This is a genomic window from Pseudomonas sp. TE3728, assembly GCF_056279145.1.
Genome location: NZ_JBWBQT010000001.1, coordinates 4,080,093 through 4,092,921 on the forward strand (window position 1 = coordinate 4,080,093; position 12,829 = coordinate 4,092,921).

Below are 12,829 nucleotides of genomic sequence, written 5' to 3' on the forward strand. Positions count from 1 at the left end.
CTCGGAGGTCAGCTGAAACGCAGCACAAATCCACTTGTGGGAGCGAGCCTGCTCGCGATGGCGCCGGCCCGGTCGACACTTGTGTTGAATATTAGTCCGCTATCGCGAGCAGGCTCGCTCCCACAAGGTTAGTCGACATGTTCAAGAACTCTGCGCCGCGCCACCTTCAAGCTTGCGCCAGAGCAACCGCACGTTGGCCTTGCGCACCAATGCGCAGCGGTACAGACGGATCTCCAGTGGCACATGCCATTGCGGGCCACCGCAGACGACTAACTCACCGCGAGCCAGTTCAGCGCGCACGCTCAGTCGCGGTACCCAGGCGATGCCAAGGCCTTCCAGCGCCATGCTTTTCAGGCTGTCGGCCATGGCGGTTTCGTAAATAGTGGTGAATCGCAGCGCCCGCTGGCGCAACAGCATGTTCACCGAACGTCCAAGAAACGCACCGGCGCTATAGGCCAACAGCGGCACGCTGGTTTCGCCTTCCAGGTCGAATAACGGTTTGCCATCGGCATCGGCGGCGCAGACCGGGAGCATTTCGGTGTCCCCCAAGTGCAGCGACGGGAAAATCTCCGGGTCCATTTGCATGGCCGCATCCGGGTCGTAAAACGCCAGCATCAAATCGCAGCCGCCTTCGCGCAATGCATGCACCGCATCGCCAACGTTAGTGGCCACCAGTCGCGTGGCGATGTTCAACCCTTCGTTGCGCAACTGCGCGATCCAGCGCGGGAAGAAACCCAGTGCCAGAGAGTGAGCGGCAGCAACCTGCATCACCTCGCCCTGCCCGCCTTCCAGGTGATGAAGGTGGCGCAGCACTTCACCCAGCTGTTCGACCACGGTTCGCGCAGTAACGAGAAACAGCTGCCCCGCCGCCGTCAGCTCGACCGGCGTGCGGGAGCGATTCACCAGGGTCAGCCCCAGCGCGGCTTCGAGGCTGCGGATCCGTCGGCTGAATGCCGGCTGAGTCACGAAGCGTCGTTCAGCTGCCTGGGAGAAGCTGCGGGTGGCGGCCAGAGCACTAAAGTCCTCGAGCCATTTACTTTCCAGATTCATCACGCCCTCCCGGACACGCACCAATTTAGGTCGCACGCTCGCCGCACACGCGGCGTCACACGGGCATTATGCCGAATGTGCATAGGCTAGTGTTTAACAGCATTGGCCCAAAATTCTTCACAAGCCTAGCATTTGCAGTGTTCCGGCACAGACCGGGTCCATATCGAGATGATTTCTATCATGTCCTCCGCTGCATCTTTCCGCACAGAAAAAGACCTGCTTGGCGTACTCGAAGTACCTGCTCAAGCGTATTACGGCATCCAGACCCTGCGAGCGGTGAACAACTTCCGCCTCTCTGGCGTTCCGATTTCGCATTACCCGAAACTGGTTGTCGGTCTGGCAATGGTCAAGCAGGCCGCCGCTGACGCCAACCGCGAGTTGGGTCACCTGAGCGAAGCCAAGCACGCTGCTATCAGCGAAGCCTGTGCCCGATTGATCCGCGGCGATTTCCACGAAGAGTTCGTGGTGGACATGATTCAAGGCGGCGCTGGCACTTCGACCAACATGAATGCCAACGAAGTCATCGCCAACATCGCGCTGGAGGCCATGGGCCACAGCAAGGGCGAATACCAGTACCTGCACCCGAACAACGACGTCAACATGGCGCAGTCGACCAACGACGCCTACCCGACCGCGATCCGTCTGGGCCTGCTGCTGGGTCACGATGCGCTGCTGGCCAGCCTCGACAGCCTGATCCAGTCGTTCGCCGCCAAAAGTGAAGAATTCAGCCACGTTCTGAAGATGGGTCGTACCCAGCTGCAAGACGCCGTGCCGATGACCCTGGGCCAGGAATTCCGCGCCTTCGCCACCACATTGGGCGAAGACCTGGCACGCCTGAAGACTCTGGCGCCAGAGCTGCTGACCGAAGTGAACCTGGGCGGCACCGCGATCGGCACCGGCATCAACGCCGACCCGCGCTACCAGCACCTGGCCGTGCAACGCCTGGCGACCATCAGCGGTCACCCACTGGTGCCAGCCGCCGACCTGATCGAAGCCACCTCCGACATGGGCGCCTTCGTGCTGTTCTCCGGCATGCTCAAGCGCACCGCGGTCAAGCTGTCGAAGATCTGCAACGACCTGCGTCTGCTGTCCAGCGGCCCACGCACCGGCATCAACGAAATCAACCTGCCAGCGCGTCAGCCAGGCAGCTCGATCATGCCAGGCAAGGTCAACCCGGTAATCCCGGAAGCCGTGAACCAGGTGGCGTTCCAGATCATCGGCAACGACCTGGCCCTGACCATCGCGGCCGAAGGCGGCCAGCTGCAACTGAACGTGATGGAGCCGCTGATCGCTTTCAAGATCTTCGACTCGATCCGCCTGCTGCAGCGCGCCATGGACATGCTGCGCGAGCACTGCATCGTCGGCATCACCGCCAACGAAGAGCGCTGCCGTGAACTGGTCGAACACTCGATCGGCCTGGTTACAGCACTGAACCCGTACATCGGCTATGAAAATGCCACCCGCATTGCCCGTATCGCGCTTGAAAGCGGCCGCGGCGTGCTGGAACTGGTGCGCGAAGAAGGCTTGCTCGACGAAGAAATGCTCGCCGACATCCTGCGCCCGGAAAACATGATTGCTCCGCGTCTGGTGCCTCTGAAGGCTTGACCAAACGCCGGCTCTTTTGAAGAGCACGCTCACCAGGTCGAGGGACTAGACACCTCTCACCTTTTGAGGGCTTGGGGATTTATTCCCTCAAGCCCTTTTTTTTAACCCTTTTGCGGATTTTCGAATATGCTGAATGCTTTCAGTTCCGCCAAGATCGCAGCCTTCGGCAGCTCCTACCGGGTTTGAGCCCCCCCTGTAGAGGCTACCGAAGGCTGCGATTTTTTGACTTTGCAGCGCTCTCGTTTCATCGCTTGCACCACAACCGTGCAGACGGAAGGCACTCTCCTATGTATAGTGCCGGCCCTCTTCGCGTGAGCGGTCGTCGGTAACGAGGCCCAAACCCATGCGAAACCCGAACTAATAAAACCCGCGATATGGAACCGGAACGAACCTCGATCCACTTGTTGTGCCACGCGCAAGCCGGTGTAACGCGATGTGTCGGTCCACCATTATCTGCACACACAAAAAATAGCGAGGAATAATCCATGCTCGAAGTCATCAACGACTTCCTCTCAGGGAAAGTACTGATCGTGCTCATTGTCGGGCTCGGTAGCTACTTCACGATCCGCTCGCGTTTCGTTCAGTTCCGCCATTTCTTCCACATGTTCGCGGTGTTCCGCGACAGCCTCAAAAGCAGCGCTGGCCAGCTCAGTTCCTTCCAGGCCCTGATGCTCAGCCTGGCCGGCCGTGTCGGTGCGGGCAACATCGCAGGTGTCGGCATCGCCGTGACCCTTGGTGGGCCCGGTGCAGTGTTCTGGATGTGGGTGACCGCGCTGGTCGGCATGTCCAGCAGCTTCTTCGAGTGCTCCCTCGGCCAGCTCTACAAGCGCTGCGACTCCGAAGGCCAGTTCCGTGGCGGCCCGTCCTTTTACATTCAGCACGGCCTGCAGAAACGCTGGTTGGGCATGATCATGGCGTTCCTGCTGCTGATCACCTTCGGCTTTGCCTTCAACGGCCTGCAAGCCCACGCCGTCACCCACTCGCTGAACAATGCCTTCGGCCTCGACACCACGTATACCGGGCTGGGCCTGGCGGTATTGCTGGGTCTGGTGTTCATCGGCGGCATCAAGCGGATCGCCAAGGTCGCTGACCTGCTGGTACCGGTGAAAACCCTGGTGTACATCGGCGTGACCATCTACGTGATCGTGCTGCAGTTCGACCATGTTCCGGGCATGTTGATGACCATCGTCAAAAGCGCCTTCGGTCTGGACCAGGCGTTCGGCGGCCTGATCGGCAGCGCCATCGTCATGGGCGTGAAGCGCGGCGTATTCGCCAACGAAGCGGGCCTGGGCAGTGCGCCGAACGTGGCCGCAGTGGCCTCGGTCGAGCACCCGGTCTCGCAAGGCGTGGTTCAAGCGTTCAGCGTGTTCCTCGACACCTTCGTGATCTGCACCTGCACCGCGTTGCTGATTCTGCTGTCGGGCTTCTACACCCCGGGTTTCGAAGGCGACGGCATTGCCCTGACCCAGAACTCCCTGGCTGCCGTGGTCGGTGACTGGGGCCGGATGTTCATCTCCGTGGCCCTGGCATTGTTCGTGTTCACCTCGATCCTCTACAACTACTATCTGGGCGAGAACAACCTGCGCTTCATGATCGGCGAAAACCGCAAGGCACTGATGGCCTATCGCGCGCTGGTACTGGTACTGATCTTCTGGGGTGCCATCGAAAACCTCAGCACGGTGTTCGCGTTCGCCGACATCACCATGACCCTGCTGGCGTTCGTGAACCTGATCGCGCTGTTCCTGCTGTTCAAGGTCGGCATGCGCATCCTGCGTGACTACGATGACCAGCGCGCCGCCGGCATCAAGACCCCGGTGTTCGATTCGAGCAAGTTCCCGGATCTGGACCTGGACCTGAAAGCCTGGCCGGCCAATCCGCCAGCCGCCGCTCCTACGGCCGCAGCCGAGCCGCAAGGCGTGACCGCAGCGCAACGCTGATCGGTAAAAAACCGGGCGCATCCCCTGCGCCCGGCGTGACACAGCTTGCGACCGGCGTCATGCTCGGTCGTATGTTGTGGCAGCTTGATGAGGCTGCCGCTCAGGGTTCAAGCCTGCAAGACTGCATCGCAGCCTTCGCGAGCAAGCCCGCTCCCACAGTTTTCGGAGAACCTCCATGAATGCCTCGACTTTTCCTGCCGCCCAGCACGTCATGGTGCTCTACACCGGCGGCACCATCGGCATGCAAGCCAGTGCTCATGGCCTGGCGCCAGCGTCCGGTTTCGAAGCGCGGATGCGCGAGTATCTGCACAGCCAACCCGAACTGGTGGTACCGCAGTGGCGCTTTCGCGAGATGGCGCCGCTGATCGACAGCGCCAACATGACGCCCGCCTACTGGCAGCAACTGCGTGAAGCGGTGGTCGACGCCGTTGATGTCCAGGGCTGCGACAGCGTGTTGATCCTGCATGGCACCGACACCCTGGCCTACAGCGCCGCGTCCATGAGCTTTCAGTTGCTCGGCTTGCATGCCCGCGTTGTGTTCACCGGCTCCATGTTGCCCGCCGGCGTGACCGACAGCGATGCCTGGGAAAACCTCAGCGGCGCGCTGGTTGCCCTTGGCCAAGGCCTGGCACCGGGTGTTCATCTGTACTTCCATGGTGAACTGCTCGACCCGACCCGCTGCGCCAAGGTTCGCAGTTTCGGCCGTCATCCGTTCAAACGGCTGGAGCGTCAGGGCGGCGGCGTGAAAGCGACTTCCGTGCCGACGCAGCTGAACTACAACCAGCCTAAACAGCTGGCGAAGGTCGCGGTGCTGCCGCTGTTCCCGGGCATCGGTGCCGAGCAACTGGATGGCCTGCTCCACAGCGGTATTCAGGGTCTGGTGCTGGAATGTTATGGCAGCGGTACCGGGCCAAGCGACAACCCCGCGTTTCTCACCAGCCTGGAACGGGCGCGGGACAAAGGTGTGGTGGTGGTCGCGGTTACGCAATGCCATGAAGGTGGTGTGCAGCTCGACGTGTACGAGGCGGGCAGCCGCTTGCGTGACGCCGGTGTGTTGTCCGGTGGCGGCATGACTCGCGAGGCGGCGTTTGGCAAGCTGCATGGGCTGCTGGGTGCAGGGCTTGAATCCGCTGAAGTTCGACGGCTGGTTGAACTCGATCTGTGCGGTGAACTGAGCTGACACAACACAAAACCCTGTAGGAGCGAGGCTTGCCCGCGAAGGCGTCCTCACGTGCGCCAAAAGCTTCGCGGGCAAGCCTCGCTCCTACAGGGGCCATCAGGCATATAACTTGCTCCCCTTCCGGCACGCCCAACGCTGGAAGCACCCATGCTCCACTCTCACCTCACCACCCTCAATGCCGTCTCCCTGGTGCTCAACACCTTCAAGGCCGAAGGCCTGTCCAGTGAAGCATTGCTGGCCGGCAGCGGTATCAGCGCGGCGGATCTGAGCCGGGCGGACACGCGCATCACCACCAACCAAGAGATGCTGGTTTGCGCCAACGCCGTCGCGTTACGCCGCGATATCGGCCTGGAACTGGGCCGGCGAATGCATGTTTCGTCCTACGGCATGCTCGGGTACGCCTTACTCACCAGCGCCACTTTAGGTGACGCCTTGCGGTTGGCGCTGCACTATCCGGCGCTATTGGGAACACTGTTCGAGTTGAGCCTGGAGGAGGATGGCGAGCGCATCTGGCTCAGCGCCGACGACTATCGGGAAAATCCGGCGCTGGCGCCGTTCAATGTCGAGTTTTGCCTGGTCTCGATGAAAGTCACCTGCGAAGACTTGCTCGGCCACTCTCTGCCCCTGCTCGGTGCCCGCTTCGAATACCCGGCGCCGGATTATCAGGCGCGCTACGCCGAGCGATTCGACTGCCCCTTGCAGTTCGATGCTGTGTCCAATGCCTTTGCTTTCGACAAACGCTGGCTCGAACAACCTCTGCCTCTGGCCGACGCCATCACGCACCAGGCCATGGCCGAGCGCTGTCGCAAGCAAAACACCGAATTCACCGGGCGCCAGGCCTGGCTCGGGCGTATCCGCCAACTACTCGCTGCGCAACTGAGCGCGGCGCCGGGCCTGGATGGGCTGGCCAAACAGTTGAACTGCTCGGCGCGCACCCTGCGGCGACATCTGAAGGACTTGGGCTGTAGCTATCAGGAACTGCTCGATGAATTGCGCTTCGAGCAGGCCAAGCGACTGCTTTGCGAAGATCAATTGCCGATCTATCGGATTGCCGAGGCGTTGGGGTTCAGCGAGACCGCAAGTTTCCGCCATGCGTTTGTGCGCTGGAGTGGCGTTGCGCCGAGTCAGTTCCGGCCTTGAGGATAGCGGCGTCCTGAATGCCGCCATCGCGAGCAGGCTCGCTCCCACATTGGATCTTCAGAGAACCCCGTATTTGTGTGCGGCGCAAAACTACTGTGGGAGCGAGCCTGCTCGCGATGGCGTCTTCAAGTACGCCAAAAGCTTCGCGGCAAGCCTAGCTCCTAGAGGGGTCGAATGCGTCATTCGTGGGCGCCGGTGTGCCATTAAGGGGCGAATTTCGGTCAAATCTTTTGGCCATATCGATCCCCTTTTGGCCTTTCCTGCCGTTTTCCCAAACGCCGCCCGCCGCAAGACTGTGTGCAACCGAATCAGCCTGCGGAGAACAAGAATGCTGACGATCTACTCGGACGATCACCACTTGCATCACGGCCGTTGCGAATTGATGGACGGGCAATTGATGCCCTGCTTCGAAATGCCCTCGCGGGCCGACCATGTGTTGGCACGCGTACAGTCCCGCCATCTGGGCCCGGTCGAGGCACCCCAGGATTTCGGTCTCGGGCCGATCGAGCGCATCCACAGCCGCGACTACCTCGACTTCTTCAAAGGGGCCTGGGCACGCTGGACCGAGTTCAATACCGACGGCGACTTGCTGCCCTACACCTGGCCAGCCCGCACCCTGCGCCGGATCATGCCCACCAGCCTGCACGGCCAGCTCGGCTATTACAGCTTCGACGGCGGTGCACCGATTACCGCCGGTACCTGGCAAGCGGCGTATAGCGCGGCGCAAGTTGCGCTCACGGCCCAAGCGCAAATCCAGCGCGGTGCCCGCAGTGCCTTCGCCTTGTGCCGTCCACCGGGACACCATGCCGCCAGCGATTTGATGGGCGGTTATTGCTACCTCAACAACGCCGCCATCGCCGCTCAGGCATTCCTCGATCAAGGCCACAAAAAGGTCGCGATCCTCGACGTCGATTACCACCATGGCAACGGCACCCAATCGATTTTCTACGAGCGCAGCGACGTGCTGTTCACCTCGATCCACGGCCATCCGGAAGCCGAGTTTCCGTTCTTCCTCGGCTACGAAGACGAGCACGGTGAAGGCCCGGGCGAAGGGTTCAACTTCAACTACCCTCTTCCCGCCGGGTCAGGCTGGGACCGTTGGAGCGCGGCACTGGAACAAGCCTGCAAAGAGATTGAAAAGTATGGCGCCGACATCATCGTCGTGTCCCTGGGCGTCGATACGTTCAAGGACGACCCGATCTCCCAGTTCAAACTCGACAGCCCGGATTACCTGGCGATGGGCGCGCGCATCGCTGGCCTCGGCAAGCCGACGCTATTCGTGATGGAAGGTGGTTACGCGGTGGAAGAAATCGGCATCAATGCCGTGAACGTTCTCGAAGGTTTTGAAAGCGCCCAATGAGGAATCAGAACAAATGAACCGACTCAAGCGTTTTATCGTTCCAGTGCTATACGCCACCGTATTCAGTGGTGCCGTTCACGCCGAAGAGCGCACGTTACGGGTGTACAACTGGTTCGACTACATCACTCCCAAAGCGCTGGAAGATTTCAAGACCCAGAACACCCAGACCAAACTGGTCTACGACATCTTCGATACCAACGAAGCGCTGGAGGCCAAGCTGCTGACCGGCAACTCCGGTTACGACGTGGTGGTGCCGTCCAATGTGTTCCTCGCCAAGCAGATCGAGGCCGGGGTGTTCCAGCCGCTGGACCGCAGCAAACTGCCAAACTGGAACCACCTCGACCCCAAGCTGATGAAGCTGATCGAAGCCAACGACCCGGGCAATAAATTCGCCGTGCCCTACATGTACGGGACCATTCTGATCGGCTTCAACCCGGACAAGATCAAGGCAGCTTTGGGCGACAACGCACCGGTGGACACCTGGGACCTGATCTTCAAGGAAGAGAACATCAGCAAGCTCAAGCAGTGCGGAGTGGCCCTGCTCGACTCACCGTCAGAAATCCTGCCGCTGGCCCTGCAACACCTGGGCCTGGACCCCAACAGCAAGAAGCCGGCGGACTACGCCAAGGCTGAAGCGCTGCTGATGAAGATTCGTCCCTACATAACCTACTTCCATTCGTCCAAGTACATGGCCGACATTGCCAACGGTGACATTTGCGTGGCGGTCGGTTACTCCGGCAGCTTCTCCCAGGCCGCCAACCGCGCCAAGGAAGCCAAGAATGGTGTGATCGTCGACATGCGCCTGCCCAAAGAAGGCGCACCGATCTGGTTCGACATGCTGGCGATCCCCAAAGGCGCGAAGAACCCGGAAGATGCCTACACCTTCATCAACTACCTGCTGCAACCTCAGGTCATTGCACCGGTCAGCGACTTCGTCGGCTACCCGAACCCGAACAAAGACGCCACGGAAATGGTCGACCCGGCGATCCGCAACAACCCGAACCTGTACCCGACCGAAGCGGCGATGAGTACGCTCTACACCCTGCAACCGCTGCCGCGTGATGCCGAGCGGGCGCGGACCCGGGCCTGGACCAAGATCAAGTCCGGCACCTGATCCGGGCAGCGCGACTCACACCGGGCGCCAGATCTTTTTGAGCTTCGCCAGTGCCGCTTCGATAGCCGTCTCCGGCACTGCGGCGAACCCCAGGACCAGCCCCGCTCGCTGGTCCTCGGGAAGCGTCGTGTCTGGCAGCCAGTAACTGCTCAAACCATTGATCTCCACCCCGACGCTGGTGGCTTGTTCAATCAATTCGCGCTCACGAGTCACGCTGTCGACACGTACCGTCACGTGCAAACCGGCCGCCACACTGGGCAGCTTACCGACGCCCGGGATATCCACAGGCCAGCCATTGAGCAACACGTTACGCCGACTCAACGCAGCACGGCGCATACGCCGGATATGCCGCTGGAAATGCCCGGCCGCCATAAACTCAGCCATTACTGCTTGGGTGCTCACCTCGGAATGCCGTACGTCCACCGCACGACGCTGGGAGAACGCCTCAACCAATCCGGGCGGCAACACCAGATAACCCAGTCTTAATGCCGGGAATGCGACCTTGCCGAAGGTTCCGACATACAGCACCCGCCCCTGTCGATCCAGTGCAGCCAACGGCGCCAGTGGTGCGCCGCTGTAACGGTATTCGCCATCGTAGTCGTCCTCGACGATCCACCCTTGGGTGCGTTCGGCCCAGGCCAACAATTCAAGACGTCGCGCCAGACTCATGACCACCCCGGTCGGGTATTGATGCGAAGGAGTGACATAAGCCAGACGACAATCGCTGAGCGCCGCCAATTCAGTGCAGTCGATGCCCTCACTGTCCACCGCTATTCCGTGCAATCGCGCGCCGGCTACAGCGAACGCATGACCCGCCGCTCGATACCCCGGATTTTCAATGCCTACCCCATCGCCAGGCTCGACCAGCAACTGTGCACAAAGGCTAATCCCCTGTTGTGCGCCACTGGTGATCACTATTTGCTCAGCCGAGCACTGCATGCCCCGCGAACTGCGCAAATACGCAGCAATTAACCCACGTAATCGCGTATCACCCGCTGGGTCGCCGTAACACAGTTGCTCTAAATCCGGCTTACGCCAGAAAGCCGCATTCAGCTTGGCCCAGACCTCGAAAGGAAACAGATCGAAGGCTGGAACGCCGACACGAAATGCCCGAGGTGGACCACTGGGAGGCAAGGTCAAATGGTTCTTTTCAACCCGGCCCAAAGCACCGCTGTGGATAACTTTACTGGATGAAACCACAGGTAAATCCAGCCAATTTGTGGATAAGGCTGTGGGTAACCCTGTTGAAAACCCTGTGGATACTTTTGTGGATAATTTCTTCACCGACATCGCGGCTTGAGGCAATTGCGCGACATAAGTCCCGTCGCCAACACGCCCCTCGATGAAGCCCTCAGCGTAAAGCTGATCGTAGGCACGGACCACGCTGTTACGGGAAATCGATAACGCCGCCGCCAGATCGCGACTGGCGGGCAGTCGTGTGCCGCTGGCCAGTCGTCCGTCGAGCACTCGCACCCGCAGCGCTTGATAGAGCTGACGACTCAGGCCCTGGCGGCGGTCGAGTTCGATACCCGCCGGATTGAACGACGAGGGAAGCGGCGTGTTCGACATGGTAATGGACCTATGAAATTGGTCATTAATGGCTCTTACAACAGACCAATAGCCTGCCTAGGATGCAGGCATTCGCCAAGGAATATTTCCATGTATACGCCCAGCAATTTCGCCATCAATGATTTGAATGAGCTGCATCAGCACATCCTCGGCGCCCGTCTTGGCGTTTTGGTCACCCACGGTGAACAGGGCCTGCAAGCCAGTCATTTGCCGCTGCTGCTAAATGTCGACCACGGCCCGAATGGCACTCTCTACGGGCACCTCGCCCGTGCCAATCCACAATGGCGGGAATTGCAGAACGGCGCCGAGGCGCTGGTGATTTTTGCTGGTGCGGATGCTTACGTCAGCCCGGGGTTTTACCCGAGCAAAGCCGAGCACGGGAAAGTCGTGCCGACCTGGAACTATGTCGCCGTGCACACCTATGGCATGGCCGAAGTTTTCACCGACGCCGATCGCCTGCGCGATCTGGTCAGCGCATTGACCGAGCGCCATGAAACCGGTCGCGCCCAGCCGTGGAAGGTTGCCGATGCCCCCGCCGACTATATCGACGGCATGCTCAAGGCCATCGTCGGTTTTGCCTTGCCGATCCAGCGGCTGGAGGGCAAACGCAAGCTCAGCCAGAACCGTAGTGCCGCAGACATCGCCGGTGTGCGCGAGGGGCTGACCGCCAGCCCTGATGTGCACGACCAGGCCCTCGCCCACTTGATGCGTTAAGGAATCAATATGAGTCAGATCGACATCCGCCAGGTCACCGCCGACGATCACGCTGCCTGGCTGCCGCTGTGGCAAGCCTACCTGCGCTTCTACAACACCGAACTGCCTGAGGCGGTGACCCAAAGCACCTGGCAGCGCCTGCTCGACCCGAGCGAACCGACTCACGGGGCGCTGGCCTGGGCCGATGGCAAAGCGGTGGGCATGGTGCATTTCATCTACCACCGCTCGAACTGGAGCATCGAAAACTCCTGCTACCTGCAAGACTTGCTGGTGACGCCAGAAACCCGCGGCACCGGTGTCGGTCGGCAACTGATCGAATTCGTCTATACCACGGCCAAGGCGGATGGGTGCTGCAAGGTTCATTGGCTGACCCACGAAACCAACGCCACCGCGATCCAGCTCTACGAGCGCATCGCCGAACGCCCCGGTTTCATCCAGTTTCGCAAAGGCCTTTAAGGTTCAAGGAGAGCAGCATGTCGACTTCACTCGCGGACTGGAAAGGTGTTCCGCCACCCTCGGTTCAACTGATCGAAGGGCGTTTCATCCGCCTGGAAAAACTTGACCCGGCCCGTCACGCCAACGGTTTGTGGGAAGCCCTCGAAGGCCCGGGCGCGGATCCGAAACTCTGGGATTATTTGCCTTATGGGCCTTTCCCGGAACGCAGCGCTTTCAACGATTGGCTGAACAACCATGCGGCCAACAGCGACCCGTATTTCTTCACCGTGATCGACCGCGCCAGCGGCGACGTGCAAGGTATTCTCAGCCTGATGTCGATTGTCCCTGCTCAGGGTCGCATCGAAATCGGCCATGTGACCTTCGGCGCAGCGATGCAGCGTTCCCCGAAAAGTACCGAGGCGGTTTACCTGCTGGCCAGGGAATCCTTTGCCTTGGGTTACCGCCGTCTGGAATGGAAATGCAACAACGGCAATGCCCGTTCCAAGTATGCGGCGCAGCGGTTGGGGTTCACTTTTGAAGGGGTGTTCCGCCAGCACATGGTGGTCAAGGGGCAGAACCGTGACACGGCGTGGTATTCGATTCTGGATTCGGAATGGCCAGCGATTGGCGCGGGATTCGAGCGATGGCTGTCTGATGAAAACCAGACGGGGTCGGGGCAGATGAAAACTCTGGTGGAGTGCCGGTAAAGTCCCAATAGCAAAAGA

At 60.4% G+C, this 12,829-nt stretch carries 11 protein-coding genes; 9 read left to right on the forward strand and 2 right to left on the reverse strand.

Going from position 1 to position 12,829, the window contains the following annotated elements:
• Positions 1–141: 141 nt before the first annotated feature.
• Positions 142–1,050: a LysR substrate-binding domain-containing protein gene (locus tag ACZ89R_RS17855; RefSeq protein WP_429545069.1), complete on the reverse strand. Its 909-nt coding sequence runs from the start codon at positions 1,048–1,050 to the stop codon at positions 142–144.
• Positions 1,051–1,230: 180 nt separating this feature from the next.
• Here ACZ89R_RS17855 and aspA point away from each other — a divergent pair, with 180 nt between their 5' ends.
• The 6 genes from aspA (at position 1,231) to ACZ89R_RS17885 (ending at position 9,386) form a co-directional block, all read left to right on the forward strand.
• Entirely contained in the window at positions 1,231–2,655 is a 1,425-nt protein-coding gene (aspA, locus tag ACZ89R_RS17860; protein WP_429545068.1) for an aspartate ammonia-lyase, read from the forward strand.
• Positions 2,656–3,140: 485 nt separating this feature from the next.
• Positions 3,141–4,592 (forward strand): alanine/glycine:cation symporter family protein, encoded by a 1,452-nt coding sequence (locus ACZ89R_RS17865; protein WP_192345124.1) that lies wholly within the window; start codon positions 3,141–3,143, stop codon positions 4,590–4,592.
• Between the two features lie 175 nt (positions 4,593–4,767).
• Positions 4,768–5,772 (forward strand): asparaginase, encoded by a 1,005-nt coding sequence (locus ACZ89R_RS17870; RefSeq protein WP_429545067.1) that lies wholly within the window; start codon positions 4,768–4,770, stop codon positions 5,770–5,772.
• 147 nt (positions 5,773–5,919) lie between these two features.
• On the forward strand, positions 5,920–6,912 hold the full coding sequence (locus tag ACZ89R_RS17875) for an AraC family transcriptional regulator (protein WP_429545066.1): 993 nt from the start codon (positions 5,920–5,922) through the stop codon (positions 6,910–6,912).
• 328 nt (positions 6,913–7,240) lie between these two features.
• Positions 7,241–8,272 (forward strand): histone deacetylase family protein, encoded by a 1,032-nt coding sequence (locus ACZ89R_RS17880; RefSeq protein WP_429545065.1) that lies wholly within the window; start codon positions 7,241–7,243, stop codon positions 8,270–8,272.
• A gap of 13 nt (positions 8,273–8,285) precedes the next feature.
• Entirely contained in the window at positions 8,286–9,386 is a 1,101-nt protein-coding gene (locus ACZ89R_RS17885; RefSeq protein WP_429545064.1) for a polyamine ABC transporter substrate-binding protein, read from the forward strand.
• A gap of 15 nt (positions 9,387–9,401) precedes the next feature.
• Here ACZ89R_RS17885 and pdxR read toward each other — a convergent pair whose 3' ends face one another.
• The gene (gene pdxR / locus ACZ89R_RS17890; protein ID WP_429545063.1) at positions 9,402–10,955 is read right to left on the reverse strand and encodes a MocR-like pyridoxine biosynthesis transcription factor PdxR; all 1,554 of its coding nucleotides are present in this window, start codon (positions 10,953–10,955) and stop codon (positions 9,402–9,404) included.
• 90 nt (positions 10,956–11,045) lie between these two features.
• On the opposite strand from pdxR, the gene ACZ89R_RS17895 reads away from it, so the two are divergent.
• From ACZ89R_RS17895 to ACZ89R_RS17905, 3 genes are read left to right on the forward strand one after another with little or no spacing between them, the layout of a single operon-like run.
• Positions 11,046–11,669, forward strand: coding sequence for an FMN-binding negative transcriptional regulator (locus ACZ89R_RS17895; protein WP_429545062.1), 624 nt, complete (start codon positions 11,046–11,048; stop codon positions 11,667–11,669).
• Positions 11,670–11,678: 9 nt separating this feature from the next.
• The gene (locus ACZ89R_RS17900; protein WP_007896516.1) at positions 11,679–12,125 is read left to right on the forward strand and encodes a GNAT family N-acetyltransferase; all 447 of its coding nucleotides are present in this window, start codon (positions 11,679–11,681) and stop codon (positions 12,123–12,125) included.
• A 17-nt stretch (positions 12,126–12,142) separates the two neighbouring features.
• Positions 12,143–12,811, forward strand: a complete 669-nt coding sequence (locus ACZ89R_RS17905; RefSeq protein WP_429545061.1) for a GNAT family N-acetyltransferase — start codon at positions 12,143–12,145, stop codon at positions 12,809–12,811.
• Positions 12,812–12,829 lie beyond the last annotated feature (18 nt).

Bases quoted from the DNA above. Each gene is read 5' to 3' on its own strand.
- aspA (WP_429545068.1), top strand. From the start codon at position 1,231: ATGTCCTCCGCTGCATCTTTCCGCACAGAAAAAGACCTGCTTGGCGTA.
- ACZ89R_RS17895 (WP_429545062.1), top strand. From the start codon at position 11,046: ATGTATACGCCCAGCAATTTCGCCATCAATGATTTGAATGAGCTGCAT.
- ACZ89R_RS17885 (WP_429545064.1), top strand. From the start codon at position 8,286: ATGAACCGACTCAAGCGTTTTATCGTTCCAGTGCTATACGCCACCGTA.
- ACZ89R_RS17900 (WP_007896516.1), top strand. From the start codon at position 11,679: ATGAGTCAGATCGACATCCGCCAGGTCACCGCCGACGATCACGCTGCC.
- ACZ89R_RS17880 (WP_429545065.1), top strand. From the start codon at position 7,241: ATGCTGACGATCTACTCGGACGATCACCACTTGCATCACGGCCGTTGC.
- ACZ89R_RS17865 (WP_192345124.1), top strand. From the start codon at position 3,141: ATGCTCGAAGTCATCAACGACTTCCTCTCAGGGAAAGTACTGATCGTG.
- pdxR (WP_429545063.1), bottom strand. From the start codon at position 10,955: ATGTCGAACACGCCGCTTCCCTCGTCGTTCAATCCGGCGGGTATCGAA.
- ACZ89R_RS17870 (WP_429545067.1), top strand. From the start codon at position 4,768: ATGAATGCCTCGACTTTTCCTGCCGCCCAGCACGTCATGGTGCTCTAC.
- ACZ89R_RS17905 (WP_429545061.1), top strand. From the start codon at position 12,143: ATGTCGACTTCACTCGCGGACTGGAAAGGTGTTCCGCCACCCTCGGTT.
- ACZ89R_RS17875 (WP_429545066.1), top strand. From the start codon at position 5,920: ATGCTCCACTCTCACCTCACCACCCTCAATGCCGTCTCCCTGGTGCTC.
- ACZ89R_RS17855 (WP_429545069.1), bottom strand. From the start codon at position 1,050: ATGAATCTGGAAAGTAAATGGCTCGAGGACTTTAGTGCTCTGGCCGCC.